This is a genomic window from Hymenobacter perfusus (assembly GCF_003944765.1).
Classification (GTDB): Bacteria; Bacteroidota; Bacteroidia; order Cytophagales; family Hymenobacteraceae; genus Hymenobacter; species Hymenobacter perfusus.
Map to the genome: position 1 here is coordinate 26,924 of NZ_RWIU01000005.1, position 19,918 is coordinate 46,841.

Annotated in this window: 18 protein-coding genes; 8 read left to right on the forward strand and 10 right to left on the reverse strand. The window is 62.3% G+C overall.

Translation table 11 applies throughout. The features are described from left to right. Window positions 1-182: 182 nt before the first annotated feature. From EI293_RS14710 to EI293_RS14735, 6 genes are all read right to left on the reverse strand, one after another. The gene (locus EI293_RS14710) at window positions 183-1,646 is read right to left on the reverse strand and encodes a hypothetical protein (protein WP_246010657.1); all 1,464 of its coding nucleotides are present in this window, start codon (window positions 1,644-1,646) and stop codon (window positions 183-185) included. 205 nt (window positions 1,647-1,851) lie between these two features. Continuing rightward, window positions 1,852-3,180: a dicarboxylate/amino acid:cation symporter gene (locus EI293_RS14715; protein ID WP_125439143.1), complete on the reverse strand. Its 1,329-nt coding sequence runs from the start codon at window positions 3,178-3,180 to the stop codon at window positions 1,852-1,854. Window positions 3,181-3,317: 137 nt separating this feature from the next. Further along, window positions 3,318-4,694, reverse strand: a complete 1,377-nt coding sequence (locus EI293_RS14720) for an MFS transporter (protein WP_125439145.1) — start codon at window positions 4,692-4,694, stop codon at window positions 3,318-3,320. A gap of 314 nt (window positions 4,695-5,008) precedes the next feature. Beyond that, window positions 5,009-6,289: a sensor histidine kinase gene (locus EI293_RS14725; protein ID WP_125439147.1), complete on the reverse strand. Its 1,281-nt coding sequence runs from the start codon at window positions 6,287-6,289 to the stop codon at window positions 5,009-5,011. 214 nt (window positions 6,290-6,503) lie between these two features. Beyond that, window positions 6,504-7,184, reverse strand: a complete 681-nt coding sequence (locus EI293_RS14730) for a response regulator transcription factor (RefSeq protein ID WP_125439149.1) — start codon at window positions 7,182-7,184, stop codon at window positions 6,504-6,506. A 113-nt stretch (window positions 7,185-7,297) separates the two neighbouring features. Continuing rightward, window positions 7,298-8,113, reverse strand: coding sequence for an energy transducer TonB (locus EI293_RS14735; protein ID WP_170170388.1), 816 nt, complete (start codon window positions 8,111-8,113; stop codon window positions 7,298-7,300). Between the two features lie 70 nt (window positions 8,114-8,183). Between EI293_RS14735 and EI293_RS14740 the strand changes: the two genes are divergently transcribed. Together EI293_RS14740 and EI293_RS14745 are read left to right on the forward strand one after the other, a co-directional pair. After that, on the forward strand, window positions 8,184-9,008 hold the full coding sequence (locus tag EI293_RS14740; protein ID WP_125439153.1) for a hypothetical protein: 825 nt from the start codon (window positions 8,184-8,186) through the stop codon (window positions 9,006-9,008). Window positions 9,009-9,077: 69 nt separating this feature from the next. After that, window positions 9,078-9,629, forward strand: coding sequence for a hypothetical protein (locus EI293_RS14745; protein ID WP_125439155.1), 552 nt, complete (start codon window positions 9,078-9,080; stop codon window positions 9,627-9,629). Window positions 9,630-9,655: 26 nt separating this feature from the next. On the opposite strand, the gene EI293_RS14750 is transcribed toward EI293_RS14745, so the two are convergent. Continuing rightward, window positions 9,656-10,108 (reverse strand): energy transducer TonB, encoded by a 453-nt coding sequence (locus EI293_RS14750; protein ID WP_125439157.1) that lies wholly within the window; start codon window positions 10,106-10,108, stop codon window positions 9,656-9,658. Between the two features lie 183 nt (window positions 10,109-10,291). On the opposite strand from EI293_RS14750, the gene EI293_RS14755 reads away from it, so the two are divergent. The 5 genes from EI293_RS14755 (at window position 10,292) to EI293_RS14775 (ending at window position 14,163) form a co-directional block, all read left to right on the forward strand. Beyond that, the gene (locus tag EI293_RS14755) at window positions 10,292-10,630 is read left to right on the forward strand and encodes a hypothetical protein (protein ID WP_125439159.1); all 339 of its coding nucleotides are present in this window, start codon (window positions 10,292-10,294) and stop codon (window positions 10,628-10,630) included. A gap of 246 nt (window positions 10,631-10,876) precedes the next feature. After that, window positions 10,877-11,821, forward strand: coding sequence for an alpha/beta fold hydrolase (locus EI293_RS14760; RefSeq protein WP_125439161.1), 945 nt, complete (start codon window positions 10,877-10,879; stop codon window positions 11,819-11,821). Window positions 11,822-11,873: 52 nt separating this feature from the next. Then, complete coding sequence (locus EI293_RS14765) at window positions 11,874-12,992, forward strand: sensor histidine kinase (protein ID WP_125439163.1); 1,119 nt, start codon at window positions 11,874-11,876, stop codon at window positions 12,990-12,992. A gap of 15 nt (window positions 12,993-13,007) precedes the next feature. Then, window positions 13,008-13,757 (forward strand): LytR/AlgR family response regulator transcription factor, encoded by a 750-nt coding sequence (locus tag EI293_RS14770; protein WP_125439165.1) that lies wholly within the window; start codon window positions 13,008-13,010, stop codon window positions 13,755-13,757. 214 nt (window positions 13,758-13,971) lie between these two features. After that, complete coding sequence (locus tag EI293_RS14775; protein ID WP_125439166.1) at window positions 13,972-14,163, forward strand: hypothetical protein; 192 nt, start codon at window positions 13,972-13,974, stop codon at window positions 14,161-14,163. A gap of 149 nt (window positions 14,164-14,312) precedes the next feature. Here the strand turns inward: EI293_RS14775 and EI293_RS14780 are convergent, their stop codons facing one another. From EI293_RS14780 to EI293_RS14790, 3 genes are all read right to left on the reverse strand, one after another. Next, window positions 14,313-15,011 carry an SCO family protein gene (locus EI293_RS14780; protein ID WP_125439168.1) on the reverse strand — a complete coding sequence of 233 codons (699 nt, stop codon included), beginning with the start codon at window positions 15,009-15,011 and terminating at the stop codon, window positions 14,313-14,315. 157 nt (window positions 15,012-15,168) lie between these two features. Next, window positions 15,169-15,687 (reverse strand): toxin-antitoxin system YwqK family antitoxin, encoded by a 519-nt coding sequence (locus tag EI293_RS14785; RefSeq protein WP_125439170.1) that lies wholly within the window; start codon window positions 15,685-15,687, stop codon window positions 15,169-15,171. A gap of 31 nt (window positions 15,688-15,718) precedes the next feature. Continuing rightward, window positions 15,719-16,468 (reverse strand): YHYH protein, encoded by a 750-nt coding sequence (locus EI293_RS14790; RefSeq protein WP_125439172.1) that lies wholly within the window; start codon window positions 16,466-16,468, stop codon window positions 15,719-15,721. Between the two features lie 478 nt (window positions 16,469-16,946). Between EI293_RS14790 and EI293_RS14795 the strand changes: the two genes are divergently transcribed. Further along, window positions 16,947-19,775, forward strand: coding sequence for a S8 family peptidase (locus tag EI293_RS14795; RefSeq protein WP_125439174.1), 2,829 nt, complete (start codon window positions 16,947-16,949; stop codon window positions 19,773-19,775). Window positions 19,776-19,918 lie beyond the last annotated feature (143 nt).

Genomic DNA, 19,918 nt, shown 5'->3' on the forward strand with positions numbered 1-19,918 from the left:
GTGAAAGGATAGGTAGCCACCGGAATAACATTTTCCCAGAACGTCATGCTGAGCCTGCCGAAGCATCTCTACCGCAATGGTAAATCCCACGTTTGCCGAGCAGCGCAACGAAGCGGTAGAGATGCTTCGGCAGGCTCAGCATGACGTTCTTCTTTCAGCAGTTTCCCTGCCACACTCCTTCCCTACAAAATCACCTGGAGCTGCATGGTGGCTTCGGGGCGGTAGTTGAGGTTGTTGATGTTGGTAAAATCGGGTCGGGCGCGGTAGTTGAGCGTGATTTTGGCCTGGTGGCCATCGAGTAGCACGTTCACGCCGCCGTCCACGATGTGCACGTCCTGCAGGCGGCCATCGGTGCGGCGCAAACCCTCGTAGCGGCCGTGGATGTATCCCGCGTAGGGCTGCAGGCGCACTTTAGGGCCAAGCAGTTTTTTGGGGAGCAGAAAGCCGGTCTGGATGGTTTGGGCGGTGCCGGTGCCGAGCATGGGCACGGCGTTGCCGCGCAGGGCCGCCGAGCCGGTGCCGGGGTTCAGGGTGCCGCCGTAGCGCACGTAGTTGGGGCCCATGCGGTAGTCGTAGGCGGCGGCGTACACCGTAAAGGCGGTCTGGTTGCGGGCGGTGGTGTCCACGGGCGTATCGAAGAAGATGTCGGCCGAGAGCACGCGCATGTCGTGGCGGTTGTAGGAGATGTCCCAGGCGCGGGCGGGCAGCGTGGCGGGGTTGTCGGTGGGGCGCGAGTAGAGGCCACCGGCGTGGTAGAGGAAGCCCGCCCCGATGTTGAACACGCGTTTGGCCCCCAGGTAATTGCCCACCGCAAACGGCACTAGGTTCAGCTCCTTATCCAGCAGCTCCACATCAAAGTAGCCCTGCCAGATTTTGCCCCGGCTGCGCGGGTTGAACTGCGCCACGTTAGTGGTCAGCGTGGCCGGCGTGCTGCCGGTATTCGTCCGAAACGCGTCATTCACCGACAGCCGGTAATCGAACTTTTTGACCCGCCCGCGCACGTACAGCCCAATGCCCCGGCCGGTCTGGTCGATGGCGTCGAGGGAGGGCGACTGCACGCCGGGCACGTCGAGGGTTATCAGCGAGAAGGCGGCGAAGCTGGTCTGGCGCGAGATGCCGTTGTAGTAGTGCAGGCCGCCGCCGGCGCTCAGGTACTGGCTCACCTTGTACTCCACCAGCGCGTCGTGGATGTAGAACTGCGGCTTCTTGCCGGGGCCGGTGGGCTCGCCGGGCGCGCCGCCCGAAATGGTGCTCTGCCCGTTGATGCCCAGCTGCGTGACCACCAGAAAGCGTGGATTCAGCTGCGCCACCAGCAGCACCCGCGAGCGACGGATACCGAAGTCAATTTGGTCACTCTGCGGCTCTTCCTCGGCCGAGAGCGTGCCGGAGTTGTTCTCATTATAGCGCACCCACAGCTGGTGGGCCGTCATGATGCGCACGTATTTGGAGCCGTCGGGCGAGATACTGATTTTCATGCCGCCCGCGTACGGGGCCGATTTGGCGGGCGCGGGCACCGGGGCCGGAGCAGTAGCCGGGGCCGGATTTGGAGCCTTGCCGGTGGTGGGCGGCACGATAATCTGGGCATGAGTTAGCGGAGCCAGCAGCAGCAAAAGCGCCGCCAGCTTCAGGCGTAGAAAGTTCGTCATGGGGAGTTGTGGCGGGGTCGAAATCGAGCAAGGCGCGGCCCGGCTGCCCTATCAAGGCAGAGAAAATCGGTCAGCAGGAAAGGGAGATGTAGCGCGAACTTTGTAGTTCGCGTCCCCGCGCCGTTCGGGTAGTTGTAGCGGCGCGGGGACGGTTCTGGCGGCAGTAGCGCGAACTACAAAGTTCGCGCTACTGCCGCCTCACAACCTAGGCGTGAATTTCCACGCGGGGAATGAGGGCGGCCGGCTCGGGCTGCAGTTCCTCCGGCACCGAGCGGCCCTGCAGGGCCAACTGGTGGCGGGCTTCGTCGAACTCGCCCTCACTCTTGGCGACCACCAGCGTGGCAATGCCGTTGCCGATGACGTTGGTAATGGCCCGCGCCTCGCTCATAAACCGATCCACGCCCAGCAGCAGGGCCACGCTTTCCACCGGAATAACTTTAGTAGCCGCCAGCGTGGAAGCCAGCACAATAAAGCCCGACCCCGTCACGCCCGCCGCGCCCTTACTCGTCACCACCAGAATGGCAATCAGGGTAAGCTGCTGGGTGAAGGAAAGCGGGATGTTGAACGCCTGGGCCAGGAAAATGACGGCAATGGACAAGTAAATCGAGGTGCCGTCGAGGTTGAAGGAGTAGCCGGTCGGAATCACGAGGCCGGCTACGGAGCGGGAGCAGCCGTAGCGCTCCATCTTGTCAATCATGCGCGGCAGGGCCGACTCCGACGAGGATGTGCCCAGCACCAGCAGGATTTCCTCCTTGATGAAGCGCAGGTAGGGCATCAGGCGCAGGCCGTAGTAGCGCATAATCAGGTTCAGTACCCCAAAAATGAACAGGAACATGGTGGCGTACACCACCAGCATCAGCTTGCCCAGCGGCAGCAGCGTGGCAATACCGTATTTGCCGATGGTGAAAGCCATGCCCCCAAAGGCGCCCAGCGGAGCCAGTTTCATCACCATCGCCAGCACCCCAAACATGGCGTGCGAGAGCCGGTCGAAGGTTTTCATCAGCGGCTGGGCCTGCTGGCCCATGCGGTTGAGGGCCAGCCCGAACAGCACCGAAAATAGCAGCACCTGCAGAATGTCGCCCTTGGCGAAAGCGCCCACCACGTTGTCGGGCACCATGTGGGTGAAGAATTCCACCCAGTTCATCTCGCCGGCCTGGGACGTGAATTTGGACGCTTCCTCGGCCTTTTTCGAGTCCTGCATGACGGCTTGGGCCGTGGCCTGCACGCCCGCGCCGGGCTGGGTCACATTGGCCACCAGCATACCGATAGCCAGGGCCAGCGTCGTCACGATTTCAAAGTACAGCAAGGCCTTACCACCCACGCGGCCCACCTTTTTCATACTGCCCATACCCGCAATACCGATAACCACCGTCAGGAAGATAATGGGCGTTATCAGCATCTTAATCAGGCTGATGAATGTATCGGCCACGGGCTTGAGCGCCGCCCCGAAGGCCGGAAACAAAGCCCCGACGGCAATGCCCAAAGCAATGGCCGTGAGCACCTGCACGGTAAGGTTGGAAAACAGCTTTTTCATGAGGCGGGATTGATGGGGTGGGAAGTCGGTTTAGGGGAAGCAGGCGAGCTGTATCTGTCATCCTGAGCCTGCGAAGGACCTTATCACCTATGAACAACACAGGTGTGATGTAGCCGTGGCAAGGTCATTCGCGCTGCTCAGGATGACAATTTAGCCGGCTGCTCAGCCATCGGAGAATTGTCGAGATGGGACGTTTTGGTGGTTTCAGCCATACCCAGGAACACCAGCAGCGAGACGCCAATGCAGCCGGCGATGTACCAGTAAAAATAGGCCTCGTGCCCCACGCCCTTGCTCCAGAGGGCCAGATACTCGGCCGTGCCGCCGAATACGGCCACCGTCAGGGCGTGCGGCAGCCCGATGCCCAGGGCCCGGATTTCCGTCGGAAACAGCTCGGCTTTTACTATCACATTGATGCCGCTGTACCCGCTCACAATCACCAAAGCCAGCAGCAGCAGCCCGAAAGCGGCCAGCGGCGAGGTGGTGTGACTGAGGGCCGTGAGCAGCGGCACCGTACCCAGCGCCCCGCCCACCCCGAAGAACAGCAGCAAGGGCCGCCGCCCGATGCGGTCCGACAGCGCCCCGAACACCGGCTGTAAGGCAGCAAACACCAGCAGCGACAGAAAGCACACGTTGGTGGCGGCCTCGCGGGTCATGTGGGCAGTGTTCACCAGGAACTTAAGCATGTAGGTGGTGAAGGTGTAGAAGGCCAGTGTACCGCCCATCGTGAGGCCGACCACCGTAAGCACGGCGCGGGGATGCCGCGCCAACACCCGCAGACTGCCGCGCTGGTCCTCGGCAGTTTCGGGCTGGGCCGTGAAGGCGGCGGTTTCGTCGAGGTTGTGGCGCAGGTACAGGGCTACAACCGACAGCAAAGCCCCAATCACGAAGGGAATGCGCCAGCCCCAGGCCAGCAGCTGGGCCGGTTCCAGTACCCGCTGCAGTACCAATTGAATGCCCAAAGCCAGCAGCTGGGCCCCGATAAGGGTGAGGTATAGAAAGCTGGAATAGAAGCCGCGGCGGCGCGAAGTAGCCATTTCGGCCAGGTAAGTGGCCGACACGCCGTATTCGCCGCCCACGCTCAGGCCCTGTAGCAGCCGGGCCGTAAGCAGCATCACCGGCGCCACAATGCCCACGGTCTGGTAAGTCGGCGTGAGGGCAATCAGCAATGAACCGAGCGACATGAGCAGCACCGACAGCGTCATGGACTGCTTACGGCCCACTTTATCGGCAATGCGCCCGAACATCCAGCCCCCGATGGGCCGCATCAGAAAGCCCAGCGCGAAGATGCCGGCCGTCTGGAGCAGCTGGGCCGTAGTGTCGCCGGCCGGGAAGAACGAGGCCGAGAAGTACAGGGAAAACGAGGAGAAAACGTACCAGTCGTACCACTCCACCAGGTTACCCACCGAGCCGCTCAGGATGGCCCGCAGCCGCCGGGGCGACACCCGCTCCCCACGCCCCGCCCCGGCCGGCGGCGCGGCAGTAGCTGAGGGAGCAGGAGAAACGGCGGTAGACATAAGCGAGGCAGTTGTTAGCTAGTGAGTAGTTACTTACTGGTTGGTGTAAGCAAATGACGAACTCAATCTTGAAGGAATTTTGAGGGAATGTTATGGTTTCTATGAAATTTTGCGCCGCTGACAGCAGGGTGCAAGCATTGAAACTGATGCATATTAAGAACGTCATGCTTTATCTGATGTCCGCTTGTCGAAGCATCTCTACCGCTTCGTTGAACGGCACAGACGAAGCGGTAGAGATGCTTCGGCAAGCGGACATCAGATAAAGCATGACGTTCTTTTTACTTGTTCCACTCATCACCACCACCAAACACTAGCTACTGCCCGGCCGGAATCGGCGCGAAATCCAGCCGGATGCGGTGCCAGCCCTCGGCGTAGGTGTAGCTGATGCGGTGACCGTACAACTCGCTGATGCGGCGCACGATGGCCAGTCCGATGCCGATGGAATCGAGGGCGGCGTTGCCTTTTTTGAAGCGACCGAACAGCTCTTCTACCGGCGCGGTGGGCGCGTGGCCGGTATTTTCCAGCAGCAGAAATTCCGGGGTGAGCTGCAGCCGGATTTCGCCGCCGGGCTGGTTGTGGCGGATGGCGTTGCTGAGCAGGTTGTTGAGCAGCAGCCGCGCCAGGGCCTCGTCCAGGGGTACCACTACGCCGGACGCAATGCGCTGGGTGGTGCGCAGGTTCTTCATCTCGGCCAGGTCGGCGAAGGCGGCTTCGGTGGCGGGTACCAGCTGGCTCAAGTTGGTAAAGGTGTCGGGGCGGGTGTCGAAGTGCTCCAGCTTGGCCAGCAGCGTGAGCGAGTGGTTGATGCGGCTGAGGCGCTCCAGCTCGTCGTGCATGGCCGTGAGCAGGCGCAGCTGCGCCTCCGTCAGCTCCGAATCCATGAGCAGCTCCAGCTTCGCCTTGATGGCAGCAATGGGCGTTTGCAGCTCGTGGGAGGCATTTTCGGAGAATTCCTTGAGGCCTTGGTAGTCGCTCTGGGCGCGGGTGGTCATGCGCAGCAGAAACTCGTTGAGCACGTTGAACTCGGTGGTACGGCTGGGCTCCAGGGCAATGCGCTGCTGCTGGCTGAGCTGAAACTGCTGAATGCCGCGCAGCGTCTGGGTGAAGGGCCGCAGAATCCGCCAGGAAATCACCTCGCTAAGAATCACCACCAACGCCAGCAGAAACACAAACGTCCAGGCAAACACCAGCATCAGGCCGGTCAGGTAGGCGTCGCGCGGCTCCACCACGGCCGCCCGGCTGGTCACGCGGTACACCTGCCCGCGCACCACCGGGTAGGTGGTCACACGCACCATCCGCACTTCTGATTGCAATGCCGGCTCCCATTCGTTGCGCAGCCGCACCAGCGGCGCGTGGCGGGCCGTATCGGCGGGCACGCCACGCGCCACCCGCACGTTGGCCCGCGACGGATGCCCCGCGTAGCTGCCCCCGCGCCGCAGTTGCCCCGTCACCACCGCGTTCAGCCCCTCCAGCTTGCCAATCGTGGCCTGCGTGGCGCTGCGTGAAAGGGCCGCGTACACAATGGCAAACCCAATGCTCAGCACGAAAAACGTGATGATGGCGTAGGCCAGCGTGTAGCGGTAATTGAGTTTCACGGCGGTTAGGATGGGTGAATGGGTGGACTGGTGGATGAATGAACGGGTGGAAAAAACGTCATGCTGAGCGGAGTGCAACGAAGCCGAAGCATCTCGCCCGCTTCGCCTAACGATTCACTAGCCCAGGGTTTAAACCCTGGGCTACGGAGCGGATGTTACGGGCTGCTTGCTGTACCGCTTGCCGTCGTCACACGTCAAACTCACCACCTCACCGTCATTCCGGGGCGTTGAATTTGTAGCCGAAGCCGTAGACGGTGCTGATGTAGTCCTGGCCGCCGGCGTCGGTGATTTTCTTGCGCAGGTTTTTGACGTGCTGATACACGAAGTCCACGCTGTCGAGGTTGTCGGTGTAGTCGCCCCAGAGGTGGGCCGCAATGGCCTGGCGGCTCAGCATGCGGCCCTTGTTGTGGATGAAGTAGAGCAGCAGGTTGGTTTCCTTGCGGGTGAGGCTGAGCAGCTTGCCATTCACGCGGCACTCCAGCGAGTCAAGGTCGGCGGTGAGGTCCTGAAACGTGAGGACGTTGTTTTTCTGGGGGCTGCGGCGGCGCATGATGGCCTTGATGCGGGCGTGCAGCTCGGGCAGCGGGAAGGGCTTGGTGATGTAGTCATCGGCCCCTTCGCTGAGGCCGGTGAGCTTGAAATCCAACGCGTTCTGGGCCGAAATAATAATCACGCTGCTGTCCACGCCATCCTTGCGCAGCAGCTTGAGCAGGTTGATGCCGTTGCCGTCGGGCAGCATGATGTCGAGCAGCACCACGTCGTAGGTGAAAAGGATGAGCTTTTCGCGGGCCTCATCGAAGGTGGCGGCCACCTCGCAGATGTAGTGCTCCTGCACCAGGTAGCCGGCAATGCTGCGGGCCAGCTCCGCGTGGTCTTCAACCAAGAGAATTTTCATACGGCGGCAAACGGCGTTACCGGCGCGGAAAAAGCCGGGAGCGGCTGGATACCGGTAAAAGTATCAAAAACCCCTGCCCCGCTCCGCATCTGAAGTGTGCTTGGTGGCACTGCTCACAGAATGTGGAACTCCACGGGCAGCTCATACGGCACCGCCACGGCCCGACCCGCCACTACGGCCGGCTCCCAGACCGGCATGATTTTGAGCAGCCGCAGCACTTCCGTATCAGTACTATTGGTGAGGCCTTTGAGGATTTCCGGGTTTTGGACCTGCCCCCGCTTGTCCAGTACAAACCGCGCCCACATATTGCCTTCTACCTGGTTGCGCAGGTCCATAGCCGGGTAGCGCAGGTTGCGGGCCAGCCACTGTCGCAACGCTTTTTCGCCGCCCACAAACCGGGCGGGCCGCTCGAAGGCAAACCAGGTAGTGTCCCGGCCGGTGCGGGTGTAGCAACGGCCGGTCCGGCGCAGGCCGGCCCGGTAGGTTTCCGTGCGCAGCAGGCGGCCCGAAGGATACCAGGCCCGCAACGCGCCGTGCCGCTGCCCCTGCCGGTACGTCAGCTGCCAGTGCGGCCGGCCGGTAGGGTACCAGGCCTGCACTACTCCGTGGAGCCGGCCGTGGCTGTACGGGTAGCTGGCTACCCGCCGGCCCGTAGCGGCGTGCCATTCGATGCTGAGGCCGTGCCGCTGGCCGGCGCGGAGCTGGCTGTATTGCTCCTGATGCAGGCGCTGGCCGTTGGGCTGGTAGGTGGTGATGGTGCCGCCCGCGCCCTGCCGGCGCACTACGGTATAGGTAGCGGCCGAGTCAGGAAAGGCAGTGCGGCGGCCGGTGCCAGTGTAGTACGTGCGGGCCGAGGGCTGAGCAACTACCTGGGTAACGGCCAGCAGAACCAGTAGGAGGCTACCGGCGAAAAATAGTAGACGAAGCATGTGGAATTGGGTCGAGAGTGGCATCAATACCCGGTAGATGCCCAACCCACGCTTATTCCACACCGAGCCAATGGCAAATGCTGCTTACTACCTCGCCATTCCCCAGCCCTGCCACGAAGACTGGCGGCAGATGACGTCCACCCAGCAGGGCCGCTTCTGCCAGGCCTGCCGCAAGGAGGTGCTGGATTTCACCGACATGGCCCCGGCCGATATTCTCCACGTTATCCGCCAGGCTACGGACGGCAGCGTGTGCGGCCGTATTCCGGCCCAGGTGCTGGAAGAAAGCCGCCGTCAGGCCGAAGCGGCGGTAGCAGGGCCGAACTGGTCACATTGGCCGCAGCTGCGGAGCGCCCGGCGGTGGCTGGCGGCCGTTGGGCTGCCGCTACTGGCCGCTTCCCCCCTGCTGGCCCGCGCTTTACCGCCCGCACCGGCCACCGTGGCGCCGGGGCCCCGTAGCCGGCCAGCTACGCTACGGCTGCGGGTGTATGACCCCGCTACCGGGCAAGGGCTGGGTTTTGCGCAGGTACAGCTGTGGCGGGCCGATGCATTACTCCTCACCACCCAGGCCGAAGCCGATGGCACCGCGCAACTCCCTTTACCCAGTGCCGCCTCCGATTCGCTGCGGCTGGTGGTGCAGGTGCCGGACTACCGCGTGGCGGATGAGCTGCTGGAGGAACATAGCCTTCACGGTACCCTGGCCATCCCAATGCAGCGCGGAGCCATGCAATTACCTGTAGTTCAGAAGGCAGTGGAGGCCCCACAGATGCACCGTATGGAGTGGAGTGGCGGAATCAGCTCCATTGTGATATACGAGCCTACTCCGGTGCAGCGGGTAGCGCAGGCCCCCAAGCGGTTGTTCTGGTGGCTGCGGCAGCGGCTACGGAAGAACCCGTAAAACTCCGGGAGCCAAACGGGCGTTTCTCGCGTTATTACTGCGCTTCCGGTTTCTGCCCCTGCCCTCCCTATGCCCGCTCTTTCCCCCGATCTGCGCAAAGCCCTGCTGGCCCTTCCTGCCAAAGAAAAAGACCAGCTGCTGGCTCGCCTCGTAGCCCAGGATGCTACGCTGGTGGAGCAGCTTACCTTCCGGCTGCTGGAAGACGACGACGCGCTGGAAAACCGTCGTCACCGCCTGCGCCAGCAGGTGGACGACCCCGTGCGCGGCTTCCACCAAACCCCCAACGACCTGCTGCACATCACCCGCCAGCTCCAGCAGCGCTTGGCCTACCACGCCAGAATCACAGGTGATACGCTGGGCGAAATAGAGCTGACGCTACGTCTGCTCACCAACGTGCTGCGCCACCAGCCCGAGGCCACCAGCCGCCTGCACGGCCCCACCCAGCCGCTGCTCCAGCACCTGGCCCGCCGCACCCAGGAAGTACTCAAAGCCATCGGCAAGTTGCATGAGGACTACCGCGTAGAGTTTGCGCCGGCCGTGCGGGAATTGCTGCCGCTGCTCTACGCCTCAGCGGCAGCCCCGCTGGCCCGGGAGTTGGGTATTGCCATGAGTTGGGAGTAAGGGAAATACTACTCCCTCACTCAGATTCAATCCAGCGCCCGGAATACGATGGGCATGGTGTACGATACCCACACGGGTTGCCCGTGCACGCGGCCAGGCGTCCACCAGGGCATAATGCGCACCAGCCGCAGGGCTTCTTCATCCAGGCCGCTGCCCAGTCCTCTCACTATTTCCGCGTCGCGGATGCGGCCCTCATCAGTGACAATAAACCGAATGAAGACCCGCCCCGATATGCCGCGCCGCAGGGCGTCCTCGGGGTACTTCAGCTCCTTGCGCAGAAATTTCTGGAAGGCCTCAGCGCCTCCGGGGAAGGCGGGCATTTCATCGGCCGCGTGATACACGGTGGGCGCCCCAGCCGGGGCCGAGGCAGCAGGGGCTCCAGCGGCCGTCTGGCTACTTTCCGTGAGGGCCACCGCCTGCGCCCATGTAAAACCCGGCAGCAGCAGCAGCGCCAGTAAGGGAAGTAGTTTTGCGAGCATAGCAGCGGCGTATCTGACGGATGACAGACAAAGCTAGGCTACTGCTTTCCGGCCGGAATGAGCGGAGGGTTATGATTATATTGTGGAATTGTTGGTAACATACGTCGCATCCTTTTCCCTCCGGAAGCGGTACAGTTCTCAAGGGCAGTTTCTGCCGCTGCTGGCTTTTTACCCTCTTTTCTTATGGCTACCACTCCCATTCCTGACCACATGCGCGTTCCGGCCAACCTCAGCGCCGAAGCCCTCCAGCACGCCCTGACGGAGCTGGATACCAAAATCCGGACGCTGCACAACCGGGCCAATGCCACCACCGCCGGCTCCTCGGCTACTTACCAGCAGCACGCCGAAGCCCTGGAAGCCAAGCGCGCCCGCCTGGCGGAGCGGCTGCACGCCACCACCAGCCCCGCCGGCACGCTCCCGGCTGCGGCATCTGCTGACGCTCCCAAACAGCACGAATCAACCTGGGAGGAAGTATGGCGGGGCATCGAAACGCTGCGTCAGGACCTGCGCAATATTATCTGAGCGCGGGGTCAGTTCCGGCCCGGCAGGCTGTGCCTGCCGGGCCGGGGCCGGACGCTCCATTGGGGCGTCCTTTTTTTGTATCAGTCGGCGGGCGGACTGTTCGCGGGGTGGCCCTGCCGTTCGGGCGGAAGTTCTGACCACTCGGGCCGGGAATTTACCGCTCCCGGAAAAGTAGTTTCGGAAGGCGGGCGGAGCGGCTAGGTTTGAATCAGAAATCAACCTCTAACCCTCAGCCACTACCTCGCTATGAACCTGACCGCCCGCCTCCGCCCCATTTTCGCTGCCCTGCTGCTGGCCGCCTCCGCTACTTCCGCCACTGTGGCGGCACCCGCCCCGACCGCGCGGCTCACCTTCACCGCCGATACGCCCGCAGCGCACCCCAACTTCACGGTGCGGGTGGTAGGCAAAGGCTGGCCGGTGCTGCTGATTCCGGGCCTGACCTGCCCCGGCGCGGTGTGGGACGAAACGGTGGCTCATTACCAGAAGCAGTACCAGTGCCACATCATCAGCCTGACCGGTTTCGGCGGGGTGCCCGCCCAAGCCAGCACCGACAATATGCTGCTGAACGTGCGCGACCAGTTGCTGGCCTACATCAAAACCCAGAAGCTGACCAAGCCCGTCGTCATCGGCCACAGCCTGGGCGGGTTCATGGCCCTCTGGATGAGCAGCACCCAGCCCGAAGTCGTGGGCCCGTTGGTTATCGTGGATTCGCTGCCCTTTATCGGGGCCATTCAGAACCCGGCGGCCACCGTGGAGCAGGTGCGCCCGATGGCCGAGAACATGCGCCGGCAGGTGGCTGCCGGCCAGCCCAACGCCGCCCAGCAGCGCCAGATGGCCGTTACCATGGTCACCGATACGGCCCGCATCAGTCAGGTCACGCGCTGGGGCGTGCAGTCGGCGCCGGCGGCCGTGGCCCAGGCTATGTACGATATGTACACCACCGATTTGCGCGCCGACCTGGCCCGGATTCAGCAGCCGGTGCTGGTGCTGGGCTCTTGGGCCGCTTACCAGAGCATGGGGGCCACCAAGGAAAGCACTAAGGCCATCTTCACCCGGCAGTACGCCCAACTGCCCCGGCACCAAGTGGAGATGTCGGAAGCCGGCCGGCACTTCCTCATGTACGACGATACACAGTGGTTTTTCCAGCTTTCGGATGCGTTTTTGAAGCAAAACGCAGTGGCCGGTAAGTAGGCATTGCCTTATCCCGGCTAACTTACTCCCGCATTCCTCACTGGCCCCATCTATGTTTTCCTACGCTTCCGTACCTGCTCCCAGCCGTTTGTACTGGCGCGCGCAACTGGTAGGCTGGGCGCTGTACTTCGGCTTCAACGTGGCAATATTCTCGGCCTTTGGTCGGTTTTCCGTTGAGTTACTGCTGATTGTATCGGCCATTGTACTGCCAATGATGGGGCTGACGCACTGGCTGCGCTACCACATCCGGGCCAACGGCTGGGAGCAGCTGGCTCCGCTGCCTCTCACGGGTCGGCTGCTGGTAACGCACGCCGTGCTGTCGGTGCTGAGTCAGGTGGTTATCTGGGCCCTGCTGATCTGGGTGGTGCGGCCGGGGCCCGATGGCAAACCCCACGGCTGGGCGCAATTCATTGGCTACGCCCTCAACGTAAATTTTGTACTCTGGCTGTGGTCAGGCTTTTATTTCGGCTGGCACTTTTTCCACCGCTACAAGCAGGCCGAGGTAAACCAATGGAAGCTGGCCGCCGCCGTGCGCGAGGCCGAGATGCGGACCCTCAAGGCCCAGATCAACCCGCATTTCATGTTCAACGGGCTCAACAACATCCGGGCGCTGGTGATGGAGGACCCTGCCCGCACCCGCGACATGATTACGCATCTTTCCGACCTGCTGCGCTATTCCATTCAGCTGAATTCGGCCGAGCAGGTGCCGCTGCGCCGGGAGCTGGAAATTGTGGAGCATTACCTGCAGCTGGAAGCTTTGCAGCTGGAAGAGCGCCTGCGCTACACCCTCGATGTGGACCCGGCCGCCCTCTACGTGCCCATTCCGCCCATGACGTTGCAGCTGCTGGTGGAAAACGCCATCAAGCACGGCCTCGCGCCCCGGCCGGCGGGCGGCTTTATCCACCTCACAGCCCAGCTCAACGACTCCAACACGCTGCACGTCACGGTGCGCAACACCGGCCGCTACGAGCCCCGCCCCGGCCACGAGGGCGTGGGCGTGCGCAACGCCCGCGAGCGGCTGCAGCTGCTGTTTGGGGCAGCTGCCCACCTGCACCTCACCAACGACCCGCACGCCCCCGATACCGTGGTGGCCCACCTGCAGCTCCCGGTCCGGCTGCCCGCCCCCGATCCGGCATCTGCCCGCGCCCTCGCCTATCCTCCTTCAGCTTAACCCTGCCTCTATCTGATGAATGCTTTGCTCGTTGATGATTCCCGCCTGGCCCGAACCGAGCTGCGTCACCTGCTGCGTGCCTTCCCCGACGTGACCGTAGCAGGCGAAGCCCGCCACGCTGAAGAAGCCCGCACCCAGCTACGCGCCCTGCAGCCCGACGTGCTGTTTCTGGACATCCACATGCCTGGCGAAACCGGCTTTGAGCTGCTGGCATCCCTGGAAACCGCGCCCCACGTCATTTTCACCACCGCCTACGATGAGTACGCGCTGCGGGCTTTTGAGGTAAACGCGCTGGATTATCTGCTCAAGCCCATTCAGGAAAACCGGCTGGCGGCGGCCCTGGCCAAAGCCCGGGCCAAGCTCACCGCGCCGGTGCCCGCCCTGGCCCCGGCGGCCGGCCCCGAGCCGGACGAGCCCGCGCCTACCCCGCTCACCGAGCAGGACCAAGTATTTGTGAAGGATGGGGAGCGGTGCTGGTTTGTGCGCCTGGCGGATATCCGGCTGTTTGAAATCAACGGCAGCTACACCCAGATCTACTTCGAGCAGCACCGGCCTCTCATTCCGCGCACGTTGCAGCACCTGGAGCAGCGGCTGGATAACCGCGTGTTTTTTCGGGCCAACCGACAGCAGATTATTAACCTAAAATGGGTGGAAAGCATTGAGCCCTGGTTCAGCAATACGCTTAAAATCAAGCTACGCGGCGGGCCCGAGGTGGAGGTTTCGCGGCAGCAGTCGGTGCGGTTCCGGGAAATGCTGAGTTTGTGAGGCAGACTCGAAAACCGAGTCTAACATCGGACGGGATTATTCCGTTCTGGGTGAATCCTTTTGAGTTTTATCGGAGTACACGGATGAGTAAGTAGCTGATTCCCGGTTGAATCGGCCTCCATTCCACTCGCCACCGTTCTGTATGAAATACGTCCTACTTACCTCTGCCTTTGCACTGCTGCTGCTCGGAACTTCCTGTTCCAGTGAAGATAAAATGTTGGAACGTCCCAGCCGCTACGGCTCCGTTTCGATGGACCGCGCCAAGCGAGACAACAACAAAGCCCGCTTCCGCAAGGAGCGCAAACCGATTGGTCTGGGCCTCAACGTAGACCCCAACGCCAAAAACCCCTATAAGTACCGCACCGTGGATGCCCCGAAAAAGTACAAATACGCCAAGCCCCGGTAGCACTTGATGCGCCAGCCAAACCCCATCGTTTGTCCCGTGTTGCCACGGCCCGACGATGGGGTTTGGCTTTTGGCGACACTTGATAAATAGCTACTGCTTGTTTCGCGCGGCGCTGGAGGTGGCACAGCCATTTCCAGCTTATGGGCCGTTCATTTTTCCTTCAGCAGCAGGGCAATGTCCTCTTGCATGCGCTCGGCATCCAGGAGCAGAGTGCCGTTGTAGAGGCCACGCAGGTGACCGTTGCGGTCTACTAGCACAACATGCTCAGTATGCAGAAAGCGACTGGTATCAGCGGCCGGCGTCAGGCTCTGGTCGGCGAAGTACTGAGCGCGGGCCAGCTGGTAGATGGCCGTTTTGCGGCCCGTCAGCAGGTGCCAGCGCGTCCCATCAATGCGCCGGCTTCCGGCGTAGGCCCGCAACACCGACTCTTGGTCATGTTCCGGCATGACGGAATAGGATACGATCCTCAGACCGGATTCAGGGGCAAAATGGCGCAGCACCTGGGCCAGGTTATCGTTCATGCGCGGACAGATACCGGGACATTCGGTAAAGAAAAAATTAGCCAGGTACACATGGCCGGCCAAAGTGGCATTGGTCACGGTCTGCCCGCGCTGGTCAGTGAACCGGAACGGCCCGACTACGTGCAGGGTGTCGGCAGGCGGTTGCCCGGGCGCGTACCAGTGCGGCGTAAAGGTGGCATCGTGGTAAAAAGGCAGCCGCATGACGGCCTCTTCCTGCCGGGCCGGGGCGCTGGGAGCTGCGGAAGCGGAAGGCGCATCGGAGCGGCAGCCAGCTAGCAGCAGCAGCCCCGCGAGGCCGCCCGGTAAACAATAGATAGAGGAAAGCATGCGCAACGGGCAAAAAGAAGATAGTTCAGGCTGTACCGAGCTGATTATGTAGCCAGCCAATGGAGTATTCCTGGGCAAAAGGAAGACAGTTCAGGCTGCACCCGCCTGTACCTTGCGGATGCGGCCCTGTGGTCCGGCCAAGTTGCCGGATTGGCCGCTACAACTTATCGGTGGCGCAGTGCTTGGCTCCGATAAAGCCGTATTGGCGGCCGTTGCGGGCTTCGTAGTTGGCCCGCAACGTACCATCGGGGAGCCAGAGTTGCTGCCGGCCCGCTTCCTGGCCGCTGGCGTAGTGGCCGCGCCGGCCGGGCTGCCCATTGGCGTACCACTCTTCCACCAGCCCCTCGTACTGCCCGGCCCGGAAGTGGCGCCGGAAGCGCGGGCGGCCATCGGGCCACCAGCCTTCCACAAGGCCGTCTTCCCGACCACCCACGTACTGCCGCTGCTCCTGGCGCTGCCCCCGGCCGTACCATTGCCGAGCTACACCGTGCAGGCGGCCGGCTTGGTAGGGCTTCGTGGCCAGCGTGTCGCCGGCCGGGCTCAGCTCGAAAAGGGTGCCCGTGTACAGCTTTCCCTGGTAGGTGAGGGTTTCGGCGGTCAGTTGCAGGCCCGGAGCCTGCACTGGCAGCCGGGCCGGGGAGCCGCCGCAACCAGCCAGCAGGCAGGTCAGCAGCACTGCCCCGCCAACCGCCCGGGCACACCGGCCGCTACTGCGTGATGGTGCCGGGCGTTCCGAAGAAACCGTCGCCGTTGAGGTAAGGATCGGCATTGGTGATGTGGTAGTGGTAGATACCGGTGGGGTAGTCGGTGGTAGCATGCGCGTGCCCGTGATAGGCGTCGAGGCGGGTGTTGAGCACGGCCACGCCGTTTTCGATGGGACCGTACACCGGGAAGCCATCCAGCAGGAAACCCAGCAGCACGTCGCGGCCCTTGAGCACAGTGAGGAAGGTAGGCTCCACATGGTAGTGGTACGCGCCGTTGGCTTGCGGATGCCCGTTATACTGATCAAACGAGTTGATTTCGTTGGTCAGCGGCTGGGCTGGCCCGGCATACTGGTTGAAGAAAGCCACCCCGTTCAGGGAAACGCCAATGCTACCCAGCGGCGTAGCCGATTTCCGGGCAGCCTCCTGCGGGTTCAGCGGTATGCGGTACGTGTAATTCTGCGCCGTAATCCGATTCGGATTCGCGCGGTAGTCGGCATTGGATCCGTTGTAGGCCTCGTAGTTCGCTCCCGTGTAATAGGGACTCTTGTGGTCGGGTAGGTTGTTGGTTTTGATTACCACGAAGCTGCCGTCCAGCGTGATAGAGGCGGCACCGTAGATCTTCTTGTACACGGCTGGCACAGCCGGATCTACCGTGACGGGCGAGGTGGCCGGAGCAGTGTCGTCGGATTTGGAGCAGGCCAACAGGCTCAGCACGCACATGGGGGGCAGCAGCAGGAGCAAAAACGGGCGCATAGGGCAAGGAATAAAAAGAGGGCCAGATGGAGTAGCAGCGTCACCTGAGCTGAACCGTAGAGCCCGGATATAGGCTGGGGTTTAACTGCCCCTTTCAAAATATAGCCTTTTTATTGTAGTCGTTGCCGGAACACCGAATCGTCCTGGCAGCGATTCAATGTCCGCCCCCGATATTCAAAACCGCCGCAGTCGGTCCGGAAACCGGAAGCGCCATTTTGCGTGTGACTAGCGGAACCCGACTGCGCAGACGCCCCGCGTTTTCAACTCGAACCGGCAAACGGCACCCGCATAGACCGCGCCACTGCTTTAGTGACATAAATGCACGTCAGTTACCGCCGCAACAGCAGTCGAAAAGAAAGCCTTTTCCGTAGGAATACGGTACCAGAGGCCGTAGCTTCATCTACTTTCCGCAGGCTGAATCCGCTGCTACGGAGCAGTACGTTTACTTTAGCTGAACCCCACCTTTACACTGGCTTCTATGCAGCTTCCGCTACCCGCCCTGCTCCTACGCTGTCTGCTGATTGCAGGTGTACTGAATATTTACAGATTACCAGCTTCCGCCCAGACAACCTCACCGCCCGCGCCCGTTAAAACGGTACTGGCCGGCCGGTTGGTATTCAAACTGAAAGCGGCACCCACCCTGCGGCACTCTGCATCCGGCCAAACCGGTAATGCGGCACTGGATGCGGCGCTGGCGCGGGTGCAGGCCCAGAATGTGCAGCCCAAATTCCCGCACGCCCAGCTGCCGGGCCCCGACCAGCCCGGGGCCGTTGACCTGGGGCTGGTGTACCAAGTCACGGTGCCGGCCACGGCTTCCGTGGAAGCGGCCTGCCAGGCCCTGCGCAAAACCGGCACCGTGGAGTACGCTGAGCCGGTGTATTACTATCCGCCCCTGCTGCAAACTTCCGACCCATTAGCCGATTCCACGCGGGCCGGAGGGCAGTATCACCTGAAAAATATCCGCGCCTACCGGGCCTGGGACGTTACGCAGGGCGATACCAGCCTCGTCATTGGCATTGTTGATGGTGGCACCCGACTTACCCACGAAGACCTGGCTTCGCAGATTCAGGTGAACCGCCTGGACCCGATTGACGGAATCGACAACGACCAGGATGGCTACGTGGACAATTATTACGGCTGGGATTTTGCCGACAACGACAACGACCCCACCCGCGAGGCCAACAGCGTGCACGGCATTCTGGTGGCCGGCTGCGCTTCAGCGGCAACCAACAATGGCAAAGGCATAGCCGGGGTAGGCTTCAAGTGCCGGTTCATGCCGCTGAAAATCTATTCCAGCAACATTACGGGCTCTTTTGCGGGCTACGAGGCCATTGTATATGCCGCCGACCACGGCTGCCGGGTTATCAACCTTTCCTGGGGCGCGGCGGGCGGCCGTTCCCAGTATGAGCAGGATATCATCACCTACGCCGCCATCAACCGCGACGCGGTGGTGATAGCCGCCGCCGGCAATACGCCCGCCGACCTCGACTTCTACCCCGCCAGCTACCAGCACGTGCTGTCGGTAGCCACCACTACGCCTACGGATGAGCGAAGCACCAACGCCACGTTTAGCCGCCGCGTGGACGTGTCGGCGCCCGGCACCCAGATTCTGACTACCCTGGGCAACTCGGATACCGACTATTTCGCGGTGGGTGGTTCCTCGTTTGCGGCCCCGTTGGTGGCCGGGGCGGCCGGTCTTGTACGCACCCGGTTTCCGCAGTACAATGCCGCTCAGGTAGCGGCCCAGCTGCGTCGCACTACTGATAACATTGATGCCCTTCCCGGCAATGCCGCCTACGCCGGCCGCATCGGGTCGGGTCGGCTCAACGTGCTGCGGGCCGTCACGGAAACCCGTCAGCATTCCGCCCGATTGGTAACGCGCACATTCGCTCCCAACCGCCGGGCCTATGCCCCCGGCGACACATTGCGGCTGACCGTGCAGGTCCAGAATTTGCTGCAGCCCGTAAGCAACCTGACCGTCACGCTTTCTTCTCTGTCGCCTTATTTGCTGGTGCGGCAAAGCACTTTTGCGGCGGGGGGCTTGGTTACGCTGGAGCAACGCGCCAATGCGGCGGCTCCTTTCCGGCTGGCAGTAGCGGCGACGGTTCCGCTCAACACCAAAGCAGTAGTGCGCTACCGGTTTCAGGACGCGGCTACCGGGTACCAGGAAGACCAATACGAAACCATCCTGCTGAATCCTGATTACGTGGTGCTGGATGCCGGCAATCTGGCCCTGACGCTCACCAGCCGGGGCAATATCGGCTACGATGGTTTGGGCTCCGAGGCAGGCGAAGGAGTGAACTACCGGCAGGGCGCACCCTTGTTATCGGAAGGCGGCTTGCTGCTGGCCACTTCTGCCACCCGCGTATCGGATAACGTGCGCAACGACCGGCGTGGGGCCGATGCAGACTTCTTGGCCCTAAGCCGGGCGTATCTGCTGGCCCAGCCCATGCGCGCAACCCAGGAAGCAGCCGGTATCTTCCGCGACTCTCTCCTTGGCCTCACGCAGGGCCGCACCGTGGGGGTACGGGTCCGGCAGCACGCCTACGCCGAAGCCACGGCCCCGCACCGCGACTATGTTGTTCTGGAATACCAGCTCACCAACCTCACCGCCGACACCCTGAAACCGTTGCACGTCGGGCTGTTTATGGACTGGGACCTGCCCGGGGAAGCCGGCCGTAACGTGGTAGAGTGGGATGCCGCCCGACGGCTGCAGTACCTGTTCGATCCGTCGGCTGCTCAACTTTTCACTGGTCTGCGGCACCTATCCGGCGGCCAGACCAGTGCGTACGCCATTAATAACCAAGCCCCCACCGCCGCCGTGCGCCTTGCCGATGGCTTTAGCGCGGCCGAAAAGTTCATCACCCTCAGTACGGGCACCCAGAACGCCCGCCTCCTAACGCCCACCGACGCCTCCCAGGTCACCGGCGCCGCTCTCCCGTTCCTGGCCCCCGCCGATTCCGTCATGGTAGCGTTTGCCGTGCTGGCCGCTCCCAGCCTCAGCCAGCTGCAGACTGCTGCTGATGCCGCTGCCACCCGTTACCAGCAGTTGCTGCCCACCCGTGCGCCACAGCTGGCGGGCGTGGCCCTGTACCCGAACCCCACCACCGGCCGCACCCAACTTACTCTCCCGGCAGGCCCCGCCACAGTACAGCTGTTTTCAGGACTGGGGCAATTGCTAAGCACCTGGCACGTCACTACCGGCGCCACCGTACTGGACCTGAGCCACTATGCTCCGGGTATGTACCTGATACGCGTTCAAACCCGTACCGACAGCATTACGCTTCGTGTGTTGCGGCAACCGTAAGCAACTCAGTAGTGTCATTGAACGCAGACTCAACTCCATCACCCGTCTTAACAAGTAGCAGAGCGTTTCATACCAAGAAAATTAGCAATAAAGTATTCTCATAGAGGATTTGCGCCACCATCTACTGTCATTACTTTAGGTGC

Coding starts and splice junctions, on each gene's coding strand:
- EI293_RS14750 (WP_125439157.1), bottom strand. CDS start 10,108: ATGCTCGCAAAACTACTTCCCTTACTGGCGCTGCTGCTGCTGCCGGGT.
- EI293_RS14745 (WP_125439155.1), top strand. CDS start 9,078: ATGCCCGCTCTTTCCCCCGATCTGCGCAAAGCCCTGCTGGCCCTTCCT.
- EI293_RS14720 (WP_125439145.1), bottom strand. CDS start 4,694: ATGTCTACCGCCGTTTCTCCTGCTCCCTCAGCTACTGCCGCGCCGCCG.
- EI293_RS14765 (WP_125439163.1), top strand. CDS start 11,874: ATGTTTTCCTACGCTTCCGTACCTGCTCCCAGCCGTTTGTACTGGCGC.
- EI293_RS14715 (WP_125439143.1), bottom strand. CDS start 3,180: ATGAAAAAGCTGTTTTCCAACCTTACCGTGCAGGTGCTCACGGCCATT.
- EI293_RS14760 (WP_125439161.1), top strand. CDS start 10,877: ATGAACCTGACCGCCCGCCTCCGCCCCATTTTCGCTGCCCTGCTGCTG.
- EI293_RS14710 (WP_246010657.1), bottom strand. CDS start 1,646: ATGACGAACTTTCTACGCCTGAAGCTGGCGGCGCTTTTGCTGCTGCTG.
- EI293_RS14770 (WP_125439165.1), top strand. CDS start 13,008: ATGAATGCTTTGCTCGTTGATGATTCCCGCCTGGCCCGAACCGAGCTG.
- EI293_RS14780 (WP_125439168.1), bottom strand. CDS start 15,011: ATGCTTTCCTCTATCTATTGTTTACCGGGCGGCCTCGCGGGGCTGCTG.
- EI293_RS14755 (WP_125439159.1), top strand. CDS start 10,292: ATGGCTACCACTCCCATTCCTGACCACATGCGCGTTCCGGCCAACCTC.
- EI293_RS14740 (WP_125439153.1), top strand. CDS start 8,184: ATGGCAAATGCTGCTTACTACCTCGCCATTCCCCAGCCCTGCCACGAA.
- EI293_RS14730 (WP_125439149.1), bottom strand. CDS start 7,184: ATGAAAATTCTCTTGGTTGAAGACCACGCGGAGCTGGCCCGCAGCATT.
- EI293_RS14795 (WP_125439174.1), top strand. CDS start 16,947: ATGCAGCTTCCGCTACCCGCCCTGCTCCTACGCTGTCTGCTGATTGCA.
- EI293_RS14775 (WP_125439166.1), top strand. CDS start 13,972: ATGTTGGAACGTCCCAGCCGCTACGGCTCCGTTTCGATGGACCGCGCC.
- EI293_RS14790 (WP_125439172.1), bottom strand. CDS start 16,468: ATGCGCCCGTTTTTGCTCCTGCTGCTGCCCCCCATGTGCGTGCTGAGC.
- EI293_RS14735 (WP_170170388.1), bottom strand. CDS start 8,113: ATGCTTCGTCTACTATTTTTCGCCGGTAGCCTCCTACTGGTTCTGCTG.